Consider the following 20,203-nt stretch of genomic DNA (forward strand, 5'->3'; position numbering starts at 1 on the left):
CTCCGATGCGGTCGTGTCGGCACACCACCAATCGATGGTGTTTCCTCTCACGTCATCCGACGACGTTTATCCCGGCGCATTCATTCCATGCGCCGGGATTTTTATGGATGATGTTCACCCGATCGCCTTGCGCATGGCCGCGATCTCGGCGCGGTAATCCTTCGTGTGGAAGATTGCCGAACCGGCGACGAAGGTGTCGGCGCCAGCGGCAGCGATCGCGCCGATGTTGTCGGCGGTGACGCCGCCATCCACTTCCAGTCGGATCGCGCGACCGCTGGCCTCGATGCGCTCGCGTGCCTGGCGCAACTTCTCCAGTGTGCCGGGGATGAACTTCTGCCCACCGAAGCCGGGATTGACCGACATGATCAGGATCAGGTCGAGCTTGTCCATCACGTAGTCGAGGTAATCCAGCGGCGTGGCCGGGTTGAACACCAGTCCAGCCTCGCAACCCGATTCCTTGATCAGGCTGAGCGTGCGGTCGATATGCTCGCTCGCTTCCGGATGGAAACTGATCAGGCTGGCGCCGGCCTTGGCGAAGTCCGGCACGATGCGGTCGACCGGCTTGACCATCAGATGCACGTCGATCGGTGCGGTGATGCCGTAACCGCGCAGCGACTGCAGCACCATCGGTCCGATCGTGAGGTTCGGCACGTAATGGTTGTCCATCACGTCGAAATGCACCCAGTCGGCACCGGCAGAGAGCGCCGCAGCGGTGTCTTCGCCGAGTCGCGCGAAATCAGCGGCGAGGATGGACGGGGCGATGATCGCAGTCTGTTTGCTCATGATTTTTCTCGGTGCGGAAACGTGCCTGGCGATGCCAGATCAAGATTACTTGAAACCCCGTTGTTCCTTGATCCGATCGTAGGCTGCGTTGATTTCGCTTGCCCGCGATTCGGCGCGCTTGCGCATGTCTTCGGGCAGGTCGCCCAGACGATCGGGGTGGTGCTCGGAAATCAGCTTGCGGTAGGCGCGTTTCACCGCACGATCGTCGACGCTGCGATCAATGCCGAGCACCGCGTACGGATCCGGCCCCTGCGGCGTGCGCTGCGGTGGCACGTAACCGCCTCCAGCCGAACCATGACCCTGCTGCTGGCCGTAACCGTAACCGCGCTGACCGCCGCCATTCCACGCGTAACCCTTCATCGCCATCAGCGCCATCAGCTCCATCTCGCTGACCCGCAGCGCGAACGCAAGCTGGCGCAGGATCGCCATCTTCTCCGGTGCCGGACTACCCTCGGCCAGCACCGTCTCGATCACCACGTCGAGCACGGGAAACGCGTGATCGCGGCGCATGCCGACCCAGTTGCGCAATGCCGTGATGGTCTGGGTGACATCGAACTCCGGCTGCTTGCCGACATTGAAGCTGACCGCGGCCTGCTTGCGCTGTTCGGTATCCAGCCCGATGCGCGTCATCAGGCGTTCGGCCACCGCAATCTCCGCCTCCGACACACGGCCATCGGATTTCGCCACCGCGCCGAGCAGGGTGAACAGCGGACCGACATAGCCGCCCGCTTCCGGCGTGGCGTTCTTGCGCTGGCTGTGCTGCAGGTTGTCGAAGATGAAACCGACCACGGCACCGGTGATCGCACCGGGCAGGTGGCCGATGAGCAACCCGAAGAACGCGAACCACATCGTGTAGGTAAAACTCATGGATGTGCCTGCGGTGACTGGGCGCTATACCAGCGCGCCAGCGCATCGAGATCGGCATCGCTGACCGGGCCGATTGCCGCACGCATCAGCGGCACGTCGCGACTGCCATCCCGGTATTGCTTGAGCGCGCTGCGCAGGTAGTCCAGCTGCTGGCCGGCCAGGTTCGGCGCGCCGGGCATGCTGGCGTGACCGGTCTCGCCATGACAGGCCGCGCACAGACCCAGCCGACTGGGCTGTACCGGTGCCGCGGTCTGGCTGTGGGCAAGGGCTGGCGTGGCGGCGACCAGATACAGCGCCGCTATCAGGAGCCTGCTCATGATCTGCCAGTGGTTCGCGTTGAGTTGTTGGGGCCGCCAGGTGGTAGTGCGTGGCGCAGCGCCTGACTGGCCGTCAGGTCAAGCCGCGCGCTGCCGCATGGCGGCCACAGCGGCTCAACCCTTTGGGCCGTGGCGCGGGCCACTGGCAGATCATGAGCAGGCTCTGGGGTTCGCATCGGCAACACATGGGGGTGAAGGCGAGCAATTCTAGCAGTGCCCGGTGATCCGGCCTGCCGGGTGCGACTTTCCGGCCTATCGGCTGCAGCGGCTAGAATGGACGCTCTCCTCCCCCTCCGTGGAACCCCCGTCGTGCCCACCACCCTGTCGCAATCGAACCTGCCCGGCCTGGAACTGCTCCATCGCGGCAAGGTGCGCGATGTCTACGCGTTGTCCGACGATCGGCTGCTGATGGTCGCCACCGACCGGCTGTCTGCGTTCGACGTGGTGCTGCCCAACCCGATCCCGGGCAAGGGCGAGATGCTCACGCAGATTTCCAATTTCTGGTTCGGCAAGACCGCGCACCTGCTGCCAAACCATCTGCTTGACGTGCCACTGGCCGAGGTACTGCCGCCCGGCACCGATCTGGCGCTGTACGAGAAGCGCGCGGTGGTGGCGCGGCGGCTGAAACCGGTGCCGGTGGAGGCGATCGCCCGCGGCTACCTTATCGGCTCGGGCTGGAAGGATTACCAGGCCACCGGCTCATTGTGCGGCATCAGGTTGCCCGCGAGCCTGCAGCAGGCGCAGCAGCTTCCCGCACCGATCTTCACCCCGTCGACCAAGGCCGCCGTCGGCGACCACGACGAGAACGTCAGCTACGACGTGGTGGTTGATGCGGTCGGCGCCGAACTGGCCGGCAAGGTGCGCGACGCCACGCTGGCGATCTACCAGTGGGCGGCCGCCTATGCGGCCGAACGCGGCATCATCATCGCCGACACCAAGTTCGAATTCGGCACCGATGCGAGCGGCAAGCTGTACGTGATGGACGAGATGCTGACGCCGGATTCCTCGCGCTTCTGGCCTGCCGACGAATACCGCGTCGGCATCAGCCCGCCCAGCTACGACAAGCAGTTCGTGCGCGATTATCTGGAGACGCAGGACTGGAACAAGACTGCGCCCGGCCCGGTGATTCCGGACAATGTCATCGCTGCCACCGCTGCCAAATATGCCGAGGCATTGCAGCGGCTGGCCGGCATCAAGCTCGACTAGATCCAACTCAACGCGGAGTTGCCCCATGCGCACCATGCAGGACTGGCTCGACAGTTACAGCAGTGACCACCAGAACCCGACCAACCAGGTGTTCCACTGGCTGTGTGTACCGCCGATCGTGTGGTCGGTGATCGCGCTGCTGTGGACGATCCCGGTACCGACGGCGTTCCTCCGTCCTGGCGCATGGGCGGTGCTGGCGATGGTGCTGGCGTTCTACTGGTACTGGCGGCGCTCGCACCGACTGGCTTTTGCGCTGCTGCTCGCGTTCGCCGTGCTGGGCCTGCTCACCAACTTCCTGTACTACCAGCTCGGCGGCGCCTCGCTGCGCTACCTGGCGATCGGCGTCTTCGTGGTCGCCTGGATCGGCCAGTTCATCGGCCACCAGTTCGAGGGACGCCGGCCAAGCTTTCTCACCGACCTGTCGTATCTGCTGATCGGCCCCGCCTGGCTGATGGCCAAGCTGCTGCGCCGGCTGGGATTCAAGCAGACCACATGACGACCCTGCTTACCCTGATCAGCACCCTGCTCTGGTGGGTGCTCTACAGCAGCATCGGCGCGCTGTTCTTCGCCCTGATCGGCTGGTCGGTGCTGCGCTGGACCGAACGTTGCGCGGTGGTATTCAACCGCATCTATCTGGCCTGCCTGGTGTGGACCATGATCGGCCTGCTGCTGATCACCGGCGTGGCCGCGTACGAGGGCCATCTGCACCCGCCCTACGCTGCACTGCTCAACTCGGGCCTGCTGCGCTGTGCTCTGGTGCTGGACATGCTGATCGGCACGTTCCTGCTGTGGCGATTGACCCCGCGCATCGACGCGCACCGCATCCGCCCCGGGAGCGCCTGCATGGCGGTGGCCGCGATCATGGCGATCAGCTTCGGCATCGCCACCAGCTTGGCGTGATCCGGGGGTTGCGCCACAGAAATGGGCGGATTTCATCCGCCCATTTCTGTCTTCGAAACGCTGAAAGCAGACTGTCGTACTCAGTGCATGCCGAACAGCGCGGCACCGAACACCATCGCCATGATCAGGCCGATGACAAGGGAAAACACGAAGAAGATCACCATATAGATCAGCTGCACCAGGCAAGCCTTGCCAAACCCGATCTGACTGCCGTCCTGTGCCAGCAGCAGATAGTTGGTCACCGCCGCACCAACCAGGAAGTCCGCAACCAAGGACAGCAGGCTGCCCAGCCCTTGCGGAAGAACCATCCTCAGCACCACAGACACCACGATCACGGCAACAAATGTCAGCAGGATCGCGCCGATCGAGCGCAGATACGACGGCATGTAGCCGACCGCAATACGAAATGACAGGCACAGGATCAGTGCGCCGAGCAGGATGCCACCTACGATCATGACCAGCAGGCCCAGCATGCCCATGCCAGCCAGCGCAGCCAACGAAGAAGTACCCATAAAACCTCCCCTTGAAGTGGAAGAAGCCGCCGCGTGGCACTCCCCATGCCACCCCTCCCGACGGTGGCGCCAGCCTAGCTGATTCCATCGTCGCATGTGCGATTGCACTGTCTCCTCCCACGAGACCGGAGCAAGCTATACCACCCGCTCGCTTACGAGATGCTCCATGAGCCTGCGCAGCCTGTTTATCGACTTCAACAGTTACTTCGCCTCGGTCGAGCAGCACGAGGATCCAACCCTGCGCGGGCGGCCGGTCGGCGTGGCGCCGGTAGCTGCCGAAACCACCAGCCTGATTGCCGCCAGCTACGAAGCAAAGGCGTTCGGCGTGAGCACCGGCACGATGGTGCGCGAGGCGCGACGACTGTGCCCCGGTATCGAAATCCGCGTGGCCCGGCCGGAACGTTACGTGTACTGGCACCACCGCCTGATCGAGGCGATCGATCACGCGATTCCGATTGCCCGCGTCGGCTCGATCGACGAGGTGGCCTGCGAGCTGGTCGGCCGCCAGCGCCGGCGCGACATCGCTGAAGCCATCGCTCAGCAGGTGAAAGACGAAGTCGCACTGGCCGCGCCCGGCGGCGCGATCCGCTGCTCGATCGGCATCGCGCCGAACGACTTTCTCGCCAAGACCGCCTCGGATATGCGCAAGCCCGACGGTCTCACTGTGATCGAGCAGGCCGACCTGCCGCAGGCCTTGCATGGACTGGCATTGCGCGACCTGTGTGGCATCGGCCATTCGATGGAAGCGCGCCTGCATGAAGCCGGCATCACCAGCGTGGCCCAGCTCAGCGCCGCCGACAAGCATCGGTTGCGGCATGCCTGGGGTGGTATCGAAGGCGAGCGCATGTGGGGCCTGCTGCGCGGTGCCTGGCTACCGACTGCACCCACCGAACGCGGCTCGATCGGCCACTCGCATGTGCTCGGGCCGGAACTGCGCAGCGCCATCGGCGCCCGTGCGGTGCTGAAGAAACTGCTGGTGAAGGCGGCGATGCGCATGCGTCGCGAAGAGATGCTCAGCGGTGCGCTGGCTGTGCGCATCCGCTTCATCGGCCACGACCAGCGCTGGGAACGCGATCTCGCGTTCGACCCCACCGACGACAGCCGCGAACTGCTGCGCCTGTTGAACGGCATGCTGGACAGCGGCAATCAGCGCCGGCTGTTGCCAGGACCAGTGAATGCCACGCCGCTATCGGTCAGCGTGACCCTCACGCGGCTGGTGCCGCGCACGCAGAGCAGCGGTTCACTGTTCGCACCGACCCGGGACACGCGCCGTGTCGACGCACTCGTGGATCGTATCAATGCGAAGTTCGGTTACAACAAGCTCTACTTCGGCAGCATGCAGCTGGCGCTGGAACACGACGCCGCACCGATGCGCATCCCGTTCAACCGTATCCCCGACACCGGAAGCGAGAACGAAGCCACGCATGAGAGCGATGCCAGTCACGATGCACTGTGGCTGCAATCACTGAATCGTTTCAAGGTGTTGGCCGAGGGCGAGCATCGCAAGCGCGATCGCGACATCGGACGAAAGTAAGTGACATGCGATTACCAGCTTCGCTGTTGTGAAGCTACTCCGGCCTGCGCCGGAATGACGGGATCGAGGCCGCAAGAATGTGCTGCGGTTGAGAGCGGCTCCGTCGGAAAACTACCTGCCCGTTATGCCACGCGCCGGCGCGACCACCACTGCCAGCCGTAATACACCGGCACGCCCAGCGCGATGATCAGCAGACTCATGCCGGCATCGCCCGGCGCATGGATCGCGCTGGCCACGATCACGCCGAACACGGTGATCACGAAGATCAACGGCAGCAGCGGATAGAACGGCACCCGGTACGGCGCCGGCTGGTCGATGAAGTGTTTGCGATACCAGAACAGCGTGCCGATGCCGAATACGTGCCCAAGCCACTCGCCCACTGTGGTGTAGTTGAGCAGCTGGTTGAAGCTGCCTGACACGGTCAGCACGATCGCCCATGCACCGAGCACGGCCAGTGCGATCTGCGGTGCACGCGTGCGTGGATCGACGCGCCCGGTCGCGCGGAAGAACACGCCGTCCGCGCCCATCGTCTGCAGCACGCGTGCGCCGCCGGCTATTGCAATGCTGCAATAGCCGAAGGTGGAACAGGCAATGCCGACCTCGATCACGGTGGCACCGTGCACACCGAACAGCTTCTGCATCAGGTCAGCCGCCGGCGCCAGGCTGGTTGCGAGGCCGGCATGGCCGAGCCCGGCCAGGTAGGCGAAGTTGACCAGCACATAACAGAGCACCACACCGGCCATGCCCATGCCCAGTGCGCGCGGCAGGGTGCGCTGCGGGTTGCGCACTTCGCCGGCCAGGTCGTTGAGGTAATGAAAACCGCCATAGGCAAACAGCACTGGCAGCAAGGCGCCGGCAAAGGCCCACGATGACACTGGCTGCGTGGTATCCGGCACCAGCACCAGTCCCAGCTGGCCATGTGCCAGCACCATGCCAGCCACCACCAGCAACGCAATCGCCATCACCTTCAGCACGGTGAAGATGTTCTGCATCCACGCACCGGCGCGGATGCCGAACAGGTTGATGCTGACGATGAACACGATCGCGCCGACCGCGACCGGCATTTCGTAGAGCCGGCTCAGGCCCAGCGCCCGGCAGAAATAGACAGCGAACTTGGTTACCACCGCCGCCACGCTGCCGGGATAGTTGATCAGTGCCATGGTCCAGCCGAACAGGAACGCCGGCAGCAGGCCGAACGCCTCGCGCAGGTACACATAGATGCCGCCCGCCTGCGGCCGCCGCGCGCCGAGTTCGGCGTAACACAGCACGCCGGCCAGGGTCAGCAGACCGCCGATCGCCCACAGGACCAGCACCTGCATGCCGGATGACGTGTTCTGCGCCACCGTGGCCGGTGTGATGAAGATGCCCGCCCCGATCACGCCGCCGATGACGATCATCGCGGCGTCCCAGGTGTTCAGGCGACGGGCATAGGCATTGGCGGGTTCGGTCAGCATGGACGCTACCTTGCCATTGTGGATGGTGTTTCAGCCAGTCCCGCGTGGCATATGAGCTTTTTCAAGCTGCGGCAATGACAGCTCCAGGTGCAAATTGACAAGCGCCCTTGGTCTCGGAACACTGGTATTGGCAGTGCGATACGCGCTGTCGATTCATGATGCAGCGGCCACTTCGCTGCGTCATCGCTACCGAGGGGTGCTGCAGCGGATCTCCGTCCGCCACGCTCGGTCTGCGACTCCATCGCAAGGGCGCCCTTTCCACTTATTGGAGATGTCGCCATGTCTGCTCACCCTGCTTCTCGTCGGCTCGCTTTCGCCACATCCACGGACTACCCGTCCATCCAGCCGGACGACGCCCATCTGGCAACGTCACTGGAACACCTCGGCCTCCAGCCGATCGTCTGCGTGTGGAATGACCCGGACGTCGACTGGTCGACGTTCGATGCGGTGCTGATCCGCACCATCTGGGATTACTTCAAGCTTCACGCAGCGTTCCTGGCGTGGCTCGACCGGCTCGACCGACTGGGCATCCCCACCATCAACGACAGTCAGCTGCTGCGTTGGAACAGCGACAAGCGCTACCTGCTCGAACTCGCCCAACACGGCATCGACATTATCCCCACCCGGCTCGCCAGCGCGCATGAGCTTGGCAACGTGCTGGCGACGATGCCGGTGCAGCAGGTGGTGATCAAGCCGACCATCAGCGGCAGCGCCTGGCATACGCTGCGAGGCACCGTCGGCGACGAAATCTTTGCGCAGGCGGTGGCGAAACTGCCACGCGAATACGACTACCTGGTGCAACCGTTCGTGTCGGAAATCATCAGCGAGGGCGAATGGTCGCTGCTGTATTTCGACCGCGAGTTCAGTCACGCCGTGATCAAGCGTCCAGCCGCCGGCGAATATCGCGTGCAGGAAGAGTACGGCGGCAGTGCCGACCCGATCGTGCCGAGTGCCGCGACGCTGGCAGCCGCCGAACGTGCACTCGCCGCAGTTGCCGGGATCGGACATGGCAATCACGCATACGTGCGCGTCGACGGCGTGATCTGCGCCGGCCGCTTCCTGATCATGGAACTGGAGCTGATCGAGCCGTTCCTGCATCTTGCCGGGTATCCGGCAGCAGCCGAACGGCTGGCGCAACTGGTGGCAGACCGTCTTCCCGCTGATCGACAACTTCCGCACAGCACCGACAACTAGGCAACCACGCCCTAGAATCACCGTATGCCTGTCCCGCCCGCACGAAAAATCCTGCATATCGACATGGACGCGTTCTACGCGTCGGTGGAGCAGCGCGACGATCCGTCGTTGCGCGGCAAGCCGGTGGCGGTGGCATGGCGCGGCGCACGCTCGGTGGTGTGCGCCGCGAGTTACGAGGCGCGCGTGTTCGGCGTGCGCTCGGCGATGCCGGCGATCCGCGCCGAGCGGTTGTGCCCGCAGCTGATTTTCGTGCCACCGGATTTCGTGCGTTACAAGGCGGTGTCGCGACAGGTGCGCGAGATCTTCGCGCGACATACCGACTTGATCGAACCACTGTCGCTGGACGAAGCCTATCTCGACGTCACGATGACGAAGACCAGCCTGCCATCGGCCACTGCCACTGCCGAAGCGATCCGCGCGGCGATCCGCGAGGAAACCCAGCTCACCGCATCCGCTGGCGTAGCGCCGAACAAATTTCTAGCCAAGATCGCCTCGGACTGGAACAAGCCCGACGGTCTGTGCGTGATCCGTCCACACCAGGTGGACGCATTTCTCACGCCATTGCCGGTCGGCCGCCTGCCAGGTGTCGGCAAGGTGATGGAGGCGAAGCTCGCCGTGCTCTGCGTCGCCACCGTCGGCGAACTGCGTGCTTTCGCGTTGGCGGAACTGGAGCAGCGCTTCGGACGCTGGGGTCGGCGCCTGCACGAGTTGGCGCGCGGCATCGACGAGCACGCGGTGCAGCCCGAACGTTCCACCCTACAGGTTTCTGCCGAGGATACGTTCGAACATGACCTGCTGCTGGGCGAGCTCGAACCGCACATCCGCCGGCTCGCCGAGAAAGCGTGGGCCGGCCATCAGCGCGAAGAAAGCCGCGTCGCGCGCACCGTCGTACTGAAGCTGAAAACGTCGGACTTCCACACGCTCACGCGCAGTCTCACACCTGCCACACGCCCGCAGTCGGCAGCCGAACTGGCTGACATCGCCTGTGCACTGCGTGAGCGCGTGGAACGTCCTGCCGACAGCCGCTACCGTTTGGTCGGCGTCGGCCTGGCCGGCTTCGTCGAGCAGGACAGCTACCAGGCGCAGAGTGACCTGTTCGACGCCCCGGCGGCAGACGTCAGGCCCTGATCCAGCGCAGCAACTCGCGCCACGACGGCTTCTTGCCGTACATCAGGATACCGGTGCGGTAGATCCGCGCGGCCAGCCAGACGCAGGCGAGCAGCGCGAGCACCATCAGGCCCAGCGACAGCGACAGCTGCAGCGGAGGCACCGAACTCAGCGACCAGCGCACCGGCATAGTGAAAGGCGCAAACAGCGGGATATACGACATCGTCACGCCCAGGCTGCCGGTCGGATCCTTGATCAGGCTGAACACGGAGAAGAAACCCACCAGGATCGACATGGTGACGAACACCGCGTATTGCTGGGTCTCCTGGATCGTGTTGCACATCGCGCCGATCGCCGCGTACAGCGCGCCGTAAAGCAGGAAGCCCAGCGCGAAGTAGAGCAGGAACACCACCAGCAGGCCCGGCGCCATGCTCGGGATCGGAAAGCTGCGCACCGCATCCGCGCTCATGCCGAACAGGCCGGCCAGGTGCGCGCGCTGGCTGCTGACCAGGAACACCGAGCCGCCCCAGATCGCCATCTGCGCGAGACCGGCCATGCCCACGCCAAGCACCTTGCCGAGCAGCATCTGGAACGGCGTCAGCGACGAGGTCAGCACCTCCATGATGCGCGAGGTCTTCTCCTCGATCACCGAGGTCATCGTCTGCTGGCCGTAGAGCAGGATCGAGATGTACAGGATGAAGCCCATGAAATAGGCGATCAGGAACGAGTCCTCGCCGCTCTGCCCGGTCAACCTGCCGTCGGACACCTTGGTGGTATCCATGTCGGCCGGTGCCATCGCACGTTTCACCAGCGCCTCGTCGACGCCCGACTTGCCGAGCCGCACACCGGCAAGCGCATTGGACACGCTGCGCTGCAGCTTCGACATCGAATCCAGCGAACCGACATTGCTGCCGTAATAGTCCAGCTTGCCGCTGGCCAAGGTGCCATCCGTAAGCACCAGTACGCCGTCCCAGCCGTCTTTCTGCTTCTTGCTCGAGAAACCGGTACTGGCAATCAGATCGTTGCGCACCGCCGCCAGGTTCGCCGCCGTGGCGGGAAACACCTGCACGCTGTAGCGCGCCTTTGCCGCCGGCCCGTCACCCAGCTTCTCGGACTGCAGGGCCTGACTGACCGGCTGACCCAGCCCCACCGAGGTCGCGTCCACCACGGCGACCCGGCTGGTGTGGTCCGAGCCGCTCATCATCAGCCCCGGCAGCACCGCCATCAGCACGATGAACACCGGCAGCAGGATCGTGGAAATCAGGAACGCCCTGGTTCGCACGCGCTCGACGAACTCCCGGCGGATCACGGCGATGATCTTCTTCATGCGGCTGCTCCGGCGTGGGCGACGGCGGCATCGGCGCCGACCCTGGCGATGAAAATGGCATGCAGCGACGGCTCGACCACCTCGAACCGGCGCAACCCGACCCCTGCGTGCACCAGCGCCGCCAGCAATTGCTCGGGATCGGCACCCTCGGCCATCTGCAGCTCCGCCGAGGCACCGTAATCGTCGACGCGGGCAATCAGCGAACGGTCGGCAAGAATGGCCTCGGCACGCGGCTTGTCGTGGCTGAAACCGAGTGCGACATGCCGGCCGCCAAAGTCCGCCTTGACCTGCGCCACCGTGCCGCTGACCACCGTCTCGCCACGCGCGATGATCGCGATGTGGTCGCACATGCGCTCGGCCTGCTCCATCACGTGGGTCGAGAACAGCACGGTGCGGCCGCTGGCGGCGATCTCCACCACGATGTCCTTCATCACCTGGGCGTTGACCGGATCGAGTCCCGAGAACGGCTCGTCGAGAATCACCAGCTCCGGCTCATGCAGCAGTGCGCCGGCGAACTGCACCTTCTGCTGCATGCCCTTGGACAGATCCTCGACCTTCTTCAGCGCCCACTCGCTGATGCCAAGCCGCTCCAGCCACGCCTGCGCGCGCCGGCGTGCATCTGCACGCGAGATACCCTTGGTCTCGCCCAGGAAGATCAGGTGATCGAGCACCTTCATCTTCTTGTACAGCCCACGCTCTTCCGGCAGGTAGCCGATGCGCGCCGACAGCTTGCGGCTGCCATGCGCGGACCCGAACAGCGACACCCTGCCTTCGTCCGGTTCAAGGATGCCCATGATCAGTCGGATCGTGGTGGACTTGCCTGCGCCGTTCGGCCCGAGCAGCCCGAAGATGCCGCCGGCGGAAACTTCCAGCGAAAGGCGGTTGACGGCGGTATGTCCTGAAAACCGCTTGGTGACGGATTCGACGCTGACGCTAGGCAATGGCATGGTCCCGTGTCCCTGGCATGTCGGGCACGCGGCCCCCTTTCGCGAAAATAGCATGCAAGCGGGAAAGCGCGCAGATGACTTGTGGCAGAGTGCGCGTGAACCATCGTGAGCCGTGCCGCGCGTATCGTGTACGCTGCGCGCCCATCGGACGCGTCGTCCGCGACTGGAACAACGACATGCATTTCGAACTGCCCAGAGTCCGCATCCATTCGTTGAAGGACTTCATCAAACATTACTTGATGATCGTGCTCAGCATCCTCACCGCGCTTGGGTTGGAGGCATGGATCGAGCATGTACACCACGCGCATGCGGCCGAAGAAGCGAGCCGGCAGATGACGGCCGAGTTGCGCCACAACCTTGCGGAAACGCGTGAATCGCTGCAGAAGAATGAGGCGACACTGCAGTTGGTCGGCAAGCTCGATGCCACGCTCATCGCCGACCTGAAGGATGGCCTGCCGCCGGCAGTCATCAACCAGCACATCCGCGCACAGGAGCACGGCTTTCAGCTCAACCTCAACTGGCCCGGCCTGCCCTCGTCGGCCTGGGACGTGGCGGTGGCGAACCAGTCGGTGAGCTGGGTCGAACCGGCCAACCTGAAGAAATTTTCCACCGCCTACGCGGCGCAGCGGGAGACCGACGCCTGGGTGCAGCACGACAGCGTGCTGATGCTGGACGTGCCCAGGGTGATCAACTTCAGGACCGATCTGGACCTGGGCCGCGACGTGGATCCGCAAGCCTTCCTCTACACCGTGCAGCAGATGAAGGTGACCATCACCAGCATGAAGAACAATCTGCAGGAACTGGAGAAACATCTCGCCGATGCCGTTCCGGACGAGACGCAGGGAAGCCGGTAAGCGCTGGCGGAGAGTTGTTGATGCCTGAGCGTACTCAGCCCGGCTCGGGCAACGTGTACTCGAAATCGTAGAAATGCTGGCCGCCGGTGATCGTGATGGCCAGCGCCCCGGCCAGCCCCTGCAACTCGTCGTCGCCGGAATCGGGCACCACCGTGATGATCAACTGCGGCGTACCGCGCGTCATGATGCCGCTGTGCTGCAACGCAAACGAGCCGCTGCGTCCATGCAACGTGCCACTGACCCGTTCCAGCGCGACGTAACCGGCTGAACCTTCGACCGCGGTGCGAGTAGCCAGCATCTGGCCCTTGCCGCTCGCCACGAGGTCGCCGTGATACTGCTTGTCCAACGCCATCCGGCCGATGCTGGCGTCACCGACGCTGTCTTCAGCCGGCTGCGGGATCATCTTCACTTCGAACGTGCCACTGGCATGCATGCTCATGACTCTCCGGTCTGGGTGCGACATGATCGCACCCATCGGGTCGCCTAGCTCAACCGGCGCGAGATCGCGAAGAACGCCAGATTGCCCAGGCCGGTGGCGCCGGCCAGCACGGCGACCAGGCCGGGAGTGACTTCCTGCCAGTTGAACCACTGGATCAGGCCGAAGCCGACCGCGACTGACACCAGCACGATGCCCCAGCGCAGCGAGGAGTTGCGCCGACGCAGCGCCTCGTCGCGCAGGATCGAATTGACCAGATCCTCGGAACCGCCGGCGTTGACCATGTGCCGGCGCACCATGGCGTCGACGCAGACCTTGATCGAGTAGGCAATGCAGATGAACAGGCTGATCGGGATGAAGTCGCCGAAATTCATGAGGCTCTCCTTGGGAGTGATGACGGGATGACTGGCTGTCGGGACCATAGATACGGCCACCCTCGCGACGGTTGCAGCAATCCGCTTGCAACCATTGTGGCAATGCGCGTATCCCTTGCGGCATGGAAGACATCCGCAGCAGCCCGGACCGCGAACTGGTCGACGCCGTGCTGGCCAACCGGCCGGGCGCGTTCGAGCGCCTGGTCCGCGAGTATCAAGGCCTGTGCTGGCACATCATCCATCGGATGGTGCGCCACCCCGAGGATGCGCGCGAGCTGTGCCAGGACACCTTTCTGCGCGTGCATCAGTGCCTGCACCAGTATCGCTACGAGAGCGCGCTGAAATCGTGGATCGGACGCGTGGCCTACACCATCGCGCTGCGCCACCTGCAGCACAAGCGCATCCCGCTGCTCGAGAACACCGACGACGGCGACGACTATGCGCTGGTGGAAAACATCGGTGACGGATTCGATCTCGAAGCCGCCTGCGCCGACGAGGAAACCATGCAGCACCTGCATGCCGCCATCGAGAAGCTGCCGCCCTTGCAGCGGACCGTGCTGACGCTGTATTACCTTGAAGAAATCACGATACCCGAGATTGCCCGGATTACCGGGCTGGCCAGCGGCACCATCAAGAGCCACTTGTTCCGGTCACGATTGCGCCTGCGCGGCGCGCTCGAAGCCCGGACCGGAGTTGCAGCATGAACCACGACATCGACGACACCATCCCGCCCTTCGACGACGTAGCCCGCGAACACGAATGGCTGCTGCAGGAACGCGCCATGCGGCGCGAGCGTCTGCACCTCGACCCTGCAGGCGATGATGCAAAGGCCTCGCGCTACCGGATGCTGGCGCGTATATTGCGGCAACCGTTGCAGGAGTCATTGCCGCCCGATTTCGCGCGGCACATGGCCACGCTGGCTACCGGCAGGACGGCCAAACCGCTGTCCGGCACCCGCTTCGAACTTGTCCTGACGACCTTCCTCGTCATCGTCTTCGGGCTGGCCACCGGCTGGGCGACGGTGATCTACGGCAAGGCGTGGCTGCCCTCGATCAGCGCGGCGTTGCCTGCGCCCGATCCACTGGCCATCCGCTGGCTGCTGGCCTTCGCCGGCTGCATCGGCATGTCGTGGCTGCTGGGCTCATGGCAGCAGCACAGACATGGGCACGACTGACGCAGGAGATATGCGCCGGCCGATCACTGCCGCTCACAGATCCAGCACGGCATCCAGTCCGCGATGCACGCCAACCAGCCCCGACACCTTGCGGATAGCCAGCAGCGCGCCGCCGACATAGGGCTTTGCACTGCTGCCGGCGTTGTGACGCAGGCTCAGGGTCTGATCCGGCATGCCGAAGATCGTCTCGACCCCGATCACGAAACCCGGCAGGCGCACCGCATGCACCTGGCTGCCGGCCAGCGTACCGCCGCGCGTTTCACGCACGCCGATGGTCTGCTCCAGCGGCACCTCCAGTGTCGGCTGGCGCACCTTGCCCAGCCGACCGGCCAGCTCGCGCACGGTGCCGCTGGGCGCATCCGGCTTGCCGGCCGAGGCATAGTCGATGATCTCCCATTGAGGGATGAGCTTCGCCGCCATCTCGGCAAACTTGATCAGCAGCACCGCGGTCAGTGCAAAGTTGCCGCAGGCCAGCACGCCGAGCTGACGTTCGCGCGCCAGCACGTCGATTTGCGCGTAATCCTCGTCGGTGAGACCCGAGGTACCGACCACCACGTGCGCGCCATGCTCCAGCGCGGCAAGGATGTTTGCCTTCGCGCTGTCCGGCTTGGTGTATTCGACGAAGACGTCGCAGGGCTGCGCCAGCGCTTCGGCGGCGCTGGCAAAGATCGGTGTCGCCAGTCGCGGCTCGCCCAGCACTTCGGCAAGTTTCTCTCCGGCGTGCTTTCGTGCCACAGCGGCGACCAGCGCGAGATCATCGGCCGCGGCGATGCCGCGCGCCAGTTCTGAGCCGGCCCAGCCGGTGGCACCGGCAACGCATACTTTCAGTGACATGGTGACCTCTGGTTCTTGTCGTGATCAGCGCAGAGTAATCTGCGCGTGGCACGATTGTCCCGAATCACCGACGACGATTGAACGCACCGACCCGAATGGCACTCGCTTGAGCAGTAAACCTCATCTTTCGTCATTCCTGCGAAAGCATGAATCCAGCGACTCCAAGGTTTTCGGGTGGAGCGAGAGGCACTGGATTCCCGCTTCCGCGAGAATGACGAGGCTAAGTAGGCACCATTCCGCACCGACCCGATTCAGCTGCCACCGACATGAAACGAGATCTCGTGACAGCAACGCCAACCGCCGACGCACCATCGCAATCGCCGAAAGCCAACGGCGCGTGGTGCCTGTACCTGATCGAATGCCGCAACGGCAGCTATTACGCGGGTATCACAAACCACCTCGACGCACGCTACGCTGCCCACATGGCCGGCCGCGGTGCTCGCTACACACGTGCCAACCCGCCGCTGCGGTTGCTGGGTTTTCGTAGCTATCCGGATCGCGCCAGCGCCTCGCGTGCGGAGTGGGTGATCAAGCAGCTGCCGCGGGAGCGGAAGTTGGCGTTTCTATTTGCCGATTCGTCGGAACAGTTGCGGATACCAACATCGATCTTTTGATCAAATCAAGCCAAGGATGGTCTGAATAAGTCATTGCCGTCATTCCAGCGAAAGCTGGAATCCAGCGTCTTCTGTGACTTGCAATGGCACTTGATCCCAGCTTTCGCTGGGATGACGAGTTATTCAAACCATCCCTAGCCAGCACTTTACACACGTCACCTCAATACCCGATCACCTCGCCATCCTTGCGCATCTCTGTGGCGCCCCAGTACACGTGCTGTTTGGCGTCGAACATGATCGCCTCGTAGCCGCCGAAGTTGCCGGTACCCGGCACGACCTTGTAGCCGCGCTTGACCAGTTCGGTCTTTACCGCAGGATCGAAGCCCGACTCCATTTCCACCGTGCCGATGCCCTGCGAGGCTTCACCGGTGGGTTCGGCGTTGCCGTAGTGGCGCCAGCGCGCGGCATCGCCGGCGTCCTGCACGTTCATGCCGTAGTCGATCATGTTGGTCAGCACCTGGATGTGACCCTGCGGCTGCATGTCGCCACCCATCAGGCCGAACGACATGTATGGCGCACCATCCTTCATCACGAAGCCGGGGATGATGGTGTGGAACGGACGCTTGCCGGCGACGTAGACATTCGCGGCACCGGGCTTGAGCGAATACAGCTCGCCGCGATCCTGGAACATGAAGCCGAGGCCGTCGGCGACCAGGCCCGAACCCATGCCGCGGTAGTTCGACTGGATGATCGACACCATCATGCCGTCCTTGTCGGCGGTGGTGAAATAGGTGGTGTCACCGTTGAACAGTTTCGGATCGCCGGGACCGATATCCGGATTGGCGTGCTCGGGACCGATCAACTTGCGCCGCTGGTCGGCGTAGCCTTCGGACAGCAGACCTTTCATCGGCACGTCGACGAAACGCGGATCGGCGTAGTACTTGGCCAGATCCTCATAGGCGAGGCGCTTGGCTTCCAGCATCGCGGTGATCGCATCGGCGCTGCCCACGCCCATCTTCTTCAGATCGAAGCCCTTGAGCAGCTGCAGCATTTCCAGCGCAGCGAAACCCTGTCCGTTCGGCGGCAGTTCGTATACGTCGTAGCCGTGGTAGTTCACCGATTGCGGCGTTACCCACTCACCGTGGTGACTGGCGAAATCCTCGTAACGCAGGTCGCCGCCGATGCGCTTGAAGTAGGCATCGATGGTATGCGCGATCGCGCCCTTGTAGAACGCATCGCGGCCGCCCTTGGCGATCATGGTCAGCGTGCGAGCGAGATCAGGGTTGCGGAACACCTCGCCTTCGGCGGGCGTGTGGCCATCGATCAGATAGGTGTGGCGCGCATTCGCGCTTTCCTCGATCAACCCGTGCATCCGTTCGAACGCCGCCATGTTGCCCTTCCAGTACTGGGCAACCAGCTGGGTGACCGGGAAACCGTTCTGGGCATAGCCGATCGCGGGCGCCAGGTCGTCGGCCAGCGAGAGCTTGCCGAACTTGTCATGCAGCGCACCCCAGGTATCGACGGTGCCCGGCACGGTGATCGGCAGCGAGCCGACGGCGGGAATGTGATCCTTCGCCGGCAGCCCGGCCTTGAGATACGCGGCCTTTACCTCGGCCTGCATCTTCGCCAGGTCGCGGCCCTTCGCCGACGGGCCGGAGCCGTTGTAGCCGTAGAGCTTGTGCGTCTTCGGATCCCACACGATCACGAAGCAGTCGCCGCCGATGCCATTCAGCACCGGCTCCATCAGGCCGAGCGCCGCATTCGCCGCGATCGCCGCATCCACCGCGCTGCCACCCTTCTTGAGGATGTCGATCGCGATCTGCGAGGCCAGTGGCTGCTCGGTCGCCGCCATGCCGTGCTGAGCCAGCACTGGCGAACGGGAAGCCCAGGGCTTACCTGAGTAGCGATCGCCCCGGCCGACATCGGCACCGACATTCGTCGCGGCCGTCAGCCCCACCAACAGGGCGACGGCAGCGCCGATCCGGATCTGCGAATGACTCATCACGCCTCCTTCGGGGCGACCCGAGTTTTTGGTTTATCGCGGCGGCGCGACTTACTTCTTCTTTGGCAGGTACAGGTCGGTGATCGTGCCTTCGTACACTTCCGCTGCCATGCCGACCGATTCGCCCAACGTGGGATGCGGATGCACGGTGAGCGCGATATCGGCCGCTTCACTGCCCATCTCGATCGCCAGCGCAATCTCGGAGATCAGATCGCCGGCGTTCACGCCGACGATGCCGCCACCGACGATGCGATGGGTTTCCTCGTCGAAGATCAGCTTGGTGAAGCCTTCGGTACGGTCGATACCGATGGCGCGGCCGCTGGCCACCCACGGGAAACGCCCGACACCAATTTTCAGGCCTTTTTCCTTCGCCTCACGTTCGGTCACACCCACCCATGCCACTTCCGGGTTGGTGAAGGCTACCGACGGAATCACCCGCGCGTCGAAATGACTCTTGAGGCCCGCCACCACCTCGGCAGCCACATGTGCCTCGTGGGTGGCCTTGTGCGCCAGCATCGGCTGACCGACCAGATCGCCAATCGCGAAGATGTGCGGCACGTTGGTGCGCATCTGCGAGTCGACATTGATGAAGCCGCGCTCGGTGACGGCGACGCCAGCCTTGTCTGCACCAATCTTGCCGCCGTTCGGCGAACGGCCCACTGACACCAGCACGCGATCGAACAAGGTAGTCGCGGGAATGCTGTCGCCTTCGTAGCTGACCTCGATACCCTTCGCCGTCGCCTTCGCCTCGACCACCTTGGTCTTCAGATGCACGCCCTTGAGCTTGCCGCCCATGCGCTTGGCCAGCGGCTTGATCAGGTCGGCATCGGCGCCGGGAATGAGCTGATCCATGAACTCGACCACAGTCACTTCGCTGCCCAGCGCGCCGTACACCGTAGCCATTTCCAGGCCGATGATGCCGCCGCCCACGACCAGCAAGGTTTTCGGCACATCCTTCAGTTCCAGCGCGCCGGTGGAGTCGACGATGCGCTCGTCATCCCACGGGAACGCGGGCAGCTTCACCGACTGCGAACCGGCGGCGATGATCGCGTACTCGAAACGGAGCAGCTTTACGCCATCTTTCGTCTGGACTTCCATTTCGTTCGGCGACACGAACGTGCCGACGCCCTCGAGTGTGCGCACCTTGCGCTGCTTCGCCATCGAGCTGAGCCCGCCAGTGAGCTGGCCGACCACCTTGTTCTTGAAATCGCGCAGTTTTTCGATGTCGATCTTTGGCGCGCCGAAACTGACGCCATGCGAAGCCATTGCTGCCGCCTCGTCGATCACCACGGCAGCGTGCAGCAGCGCCTTGGACGGAATGCAACCCACGTTGAGACAGACACCGCCGAGCGTGGCATAGCGCTCCACCAGCACCGTATCGACACCGAGATCCGCAGCGCGGAACGCAGCTGAATAGCCGCCAGGGCCGGAGCCAAGCACGACAAGCTTGCATTCGATATCCGCCTTGCGGCCAGATGCGCTCGCCGCCGATGGCGCCGGTGCAGGCTTGGCCGGAGCCGGAGCGGCGGCCGCCTTCGGCGCTTCGGTTTGCGCGATCTCGGCCTTGGGCGCGGCAACATCGCCGGCAACCTCAAGCACGGCAATCACCGCGCCTTCGGACAGCTCGTCCCCTACCTTCACTCTCAATTCCTTGATCACGCCGGCGGCGCTCGAGGGAATCTCCATCGTGGCCTTGTCCGACTCCAGCGTGATCAGGCTCTGCTCTTTCGCCACGGTGTCGCCAGCCTTCACCAGCACTTCGATCACCGGCACGCCGTCGTGACCACCGATATCCGGAACCTTGATTTCGATCGTGTTCGCCATCGT

The 20,203-nt window shown here is 64.0% G+C and carries 22 protein-coding genes and 1 riboswitch; of the genes, 10 read left to right on the plus strand and 12 right to left on the minus strand.

Annotated features, from left to right (window positions below):
* Window positions 1-114: 114 nt before the first annotated feature.
* Genes rpe through B0E51_RS00125 form a run of 3 tightly spaced genes read right to left on the minus strand, consistent with a single transcriptional unit; the run spans window position 115 to window position 1,967 of the window.
* On the minus strand, window positions 115-783 hold the full coding sequence (gene rpe, locus B0E51_RS00115) for a ribulose-phosphate 3-epimerase (protein ID WP_077442812.1): 669 nt from the start codon (window positions 781-783) through the stop codon (window positions 115-117).
* A gap of 45 nt (window positions 784-828) precedes the next feature.
* Window positions 829-1,650, minus strand: coding sequence for a co-chaperone DjlA (gene djlA / locus B0E51_RS00120; protein ID WP_077442813.1), 822 nt, complete (start codon window positions 1,648-1,650; stop codon window positions 829-831).
* A complete protein-coding gene (locus B0E51_RS00125; protein ID WP_077442814.1) occupies window positions 1,647-1,967 on the minus strand; it encodes a c-type cytochrome in 321 nt (106 codons plus the stop codon). The genes djlA and B0E51_RS00125 overlap by 4 nt, the downstream gene beginning before the upstream one ends.
* Before the next feature lie 309 nt (window positions 1,968-2,276).
* Here B0E51_RS00125 and B0E51_RS00130 point away from each other — a divergent pair, with 309 nt between their 5' ends.
* From B0E51_RS00130 to B0E51_RS00140, 3 genes are read left to right on the plus strand one after another with little or no spacing between them, the layout of a single operon-like run.
* The gene (locus B0E51_RS00130) at window positions 2,277-3,173 is read left to right on the plus strand and encodes a phosphoribosylaminoimidazolesuccinocarboxamide synthase (RefSeq protein ID WP_077442815.1); all 897 of its coding nucleotides are present in this window, start codon (window positions 2,277-2,279) and stop codon (window positions 3,171-3,173) included.
* A 25-nt stretch (window positions 3,174-3,198) separates the two neighbouring features.
* Window positions 3,199-3,669, plus strand: coding sequence for an Mpo1-like protein (locus B0E51_RS00135; protein ID WP_077442816.1), 471 nt, complete (start codon window positions 3,199-3,201; stop codon window positions 3,667-3,669).
* A complete protein-coding gene (locus B0E51_RS00140; protein WP_077442817.1) occupies window positions 3,666-4,073 on the plus strand; it encodes a hypothetical protein in 408 nt (135 codons plus the stop codon). Before B0E51_RS00135 ends, B0E51_RS00140 begins: the two co-directional genes overlap by 4 nt.
* An 80-nt stretch (window positions 4,074-4,153) precedes the next feature.
* Here B0E51_RS00140 and B0E51_RS00145 read toward each other — a convergent pair whose 3' ends face one another.
* Window positions 4,154-4,585: a hypothetical protein gene (locus B0E51_RS00145; RefSeq protein ID WP_077442818.1), complete on the minus strand. Its 432-nt coding sequence runs from the start codon at window positions 4,583-4,585 to the stop codon at window positions 4,154-4,156.
* Between the two features lie 166 nt (window positions 4,586-4,751).
* Here B0E51_RS00145 and B0E51_RS00150 point away from each other — a divergent pair, with 166 nt between their 5' ends.
* Window positions 4,752-6,119 carry a hypothetical protein gene (locus B0E51_RS00150; RefSeq protein ID WP_077442819.1) on the plus strand — a complete coding sequence of 456 codons (1,368 nt, stop codon included), beginning with the start codon at window positions 4,752-4,754 and terminating at the stop codon, window positions 6,117-6,119.
* A 122-nt stretch (window positions 6,120-6,241) separates the two neighbouring features.
* Here the strand turns inward: B0E51_RS00150 and B0E51_RS00155 are convergent, their stop codons facing one another.
* Window positions 6,242-7,573 carry an amino acid permease gene (locus tag B0E51_RS00155; RefSeq protein WP_077442820.1) on the minus strand — a complete coding sequence of 444 codons (1,332 nt, stop codon included), beginning with the start codon at window positions 7,571-7,573 and terminating at the stop codon, window positions 6,242-6,244.
* 185 nt (window positions 7,574-7,758) lie between these two features.
* Window positions 7,759-7,835: riboswitch (S-adenosyl-L-homocysteine riboswitch) on the plus strand.
* Between the two features lie 17 nt (window positions 7,836-7,852).
* Between B0E51_RS00155 and B0E51_RS00160 the strand changes: the two genes are divergently transcribed.
* Both B0E51_RS00160 and dinB read left to right on the plus strand, forming a co-directional pair.
* A complete protein-coding gene (locus B0E51_RS00160) occupies window positions 7,853-8,767 on the plus strand; it encodes a hypothetical protein (RefSeq protein WP_077442821.1) in 915 nt (304 codons plus the stop codon).
* A gap of 24 nt (window positions 8,768-8,791) precedes the next feature.
* Window positions 8,792-9,895: a DNA polymerase IV gene (gene dinB, locus B0E51_RS00165; protein ID WP_077442822.1), complete on the plus strand. Its 1,104-nt coding sequence runs from the start codon at window positions 8,792-8,794 to the stop codon at window positions 9,893-9,895.
* Here the strand turns inward: dinB and B0E51_RS00170 are convergent.
* Both B0E51_RS00170 and B0E51_RS00175 read right to left on the minus strand, forming a co-directional pair.
* Window positions 9,885-11,201 carry an ABC transporter permease gene (locus B0E51_RS00170; protein WP_077442823.1) on the minus strand — a complete coding sequence of 439 codons (1,317 nt, stop codon included), beginning with the start codon at window positions 11,199-11,201 and terminating at the stop codon, window positions 9,885-9,887. The genes dinB and B0E51_RS00170 overlap by 11 nt on opposite strands.
* A complete protein-coding gene (locus B0E51_RS00175) occupies window positions 11,198-12,148 on the minus strand; it encodes an ATP-binding cassette domain-containing protein (RefSeq protein WP_254424346.1) in 951 nt (316 codons plus the stop codon). The genes B0E51_RS00170 and B0E51_RS00175 overlap by 4 nt, the downstream gene beginning before the upstream one ends.
* Before the next feature lie 176 nt (window positions 12,149-12,324).
* Between B0E51_RS00175 and B0E51_RS00180 the strand changes: the two genes are divergently transcribed.
* A complete protein-coding gene (locus tag B0E51_RS00180; protein WP_143525736.1) occupies window positions 12,325-13,002 on the plus strand; it encodes a hypothetical protein in 678 nt (225 codons plus the stop codon).
* A gap of 34 nt (window positions 13,003-13,036) precedes the next feature.
* Here B0E51_RS00180 and B0E51_RS00185 read toward each other — a convergent pair whose 3' ends face one another.
* The gene (locus B0E51_RS00185) at window positions 13,037-13,441 is read right to left on the minus strand and encodes a DUF3224 domain-containing protein (protein ID WP_077442825.1); all 405 of its coding nucleotides are present in this window, start codon (window positions 13,439-13,441) and stop codon (window positions 13,037-13,039) included.
* A 44-nt stretch (window positions 13,442-13,485) separates the two neighbouring features.
* Entirely contained in the window at window positions 13,486-13,812 is a 327-nt protein-coding gene (locus tag B0E51_RS00190; RefSeq protein WP_077442826.1) for a hypothetical protein, read from the minus strand.
* 122 nt (window positions 13,813-13,934) lie between these two features.
* Between B0E51_RS00190 and B0E51_RS00195 the strand changes: the two genes are divergently transcribed.
* Window positions 13,935-14,516 carry a sigma-70 family RNA polymerase sigma factor gene (locus B0E51_RS00195; RefSeq protein WP_077442827.1) on the plus strand — a complete coding sequence of 194 codons (582 nt, stop codon included), beginning with the start codon at window positions 13,935-13,937 and terminating at the stop codon, window positions 14,514-14,516.
* On the plus strand, window positions 14,513-14,986 hold the full coding sequence (locus B0E51_RS00200; protein ID WP_077442828.1) for a hypothetical protein: 474 nt from the start codon (window positions 14,513-14,515) through the stop codon (window positions 14,984-14,986). The genes B0E51_RS00195 and B0E51_RS00200 overlap by 4 nt, the downstream gene beginning before the upstream one ends.
* A gap of 33 nt (window positions 14,987-15,019) precedes the next feature.
* Here B0E51_RS00200 and dapB read toward each other — a convergent pair whose 3' ends face one another.
* Entirely contained in the window at window positions 15,020-15,820 is an 801-nt protein-coding gene (gene dapB, locus B0E51_RS00205) for a 4-hydroxy-tetrahydrodipicolinate reductase (RefSeq protein ID WP_077442829.1), read from the minus strand.
* A gap of 266 nt (window positions 15,821-16,086) precedes the next feature.
* On the opposite strand from dapB, the gene B0E51_RS00210 reads away from it, so the two are divergent.
* The gene (locus tag B0E51_RS00210; protein WP_077442830.1) at window positions 16,087-16,434 is read left to right on the plus strand and encodes a GIY-YIG nuclease family protein; all 348 of its coding nucleotides are present in this window, start codon (window positions 16,087-16,089) and stop codon (window positions 16,432-16,434) included.
* Window positions 16,435-16,594: 160 nt separating this feature from the next.
* Here B0E51_RS00210 and ggt read toward each other — a convergent pair whose 3' ends face one another.
* Together ggt and lpdA are read right to left on the minus strand one after the other, a co-directional pair.
* On the minus strand, window positions 16,595-18,376 hold the full coding sequence (ggt, locus tag B0E51_RS00215; protein WP_077442831.1) for a gamma-glutamyltransferase: 1,782 nt from the start codon (window positions 18,374-18,376) through the stop codon (window positions 16,595-16,597).
* A gap of 51 nt (window positions 18,377-18,427) precedes the next feature.
* Entirely contained in the window at window positions 18,428-20,200 is a 1,773-nt protein-coding gene (lpdA, locus tag B0E51_RS00220; RefSeq protein WP_077443249.1) for a dihydrolipoyl dehydrogenase, read from the minus strand.
* Between the last annotated feature and the right edge of the window lie 3 nt (window positions 20,201-20,203).

The organism is Rhodanobacter sp. C05 (assembly GCF_002001165.1).
Taxonomy (GTDB): Bacteria; Pseudomonadota; Gammaproteobacteria; order Xanthomonadales; family Rhodanobacteraceae; genus Rhodanobacter.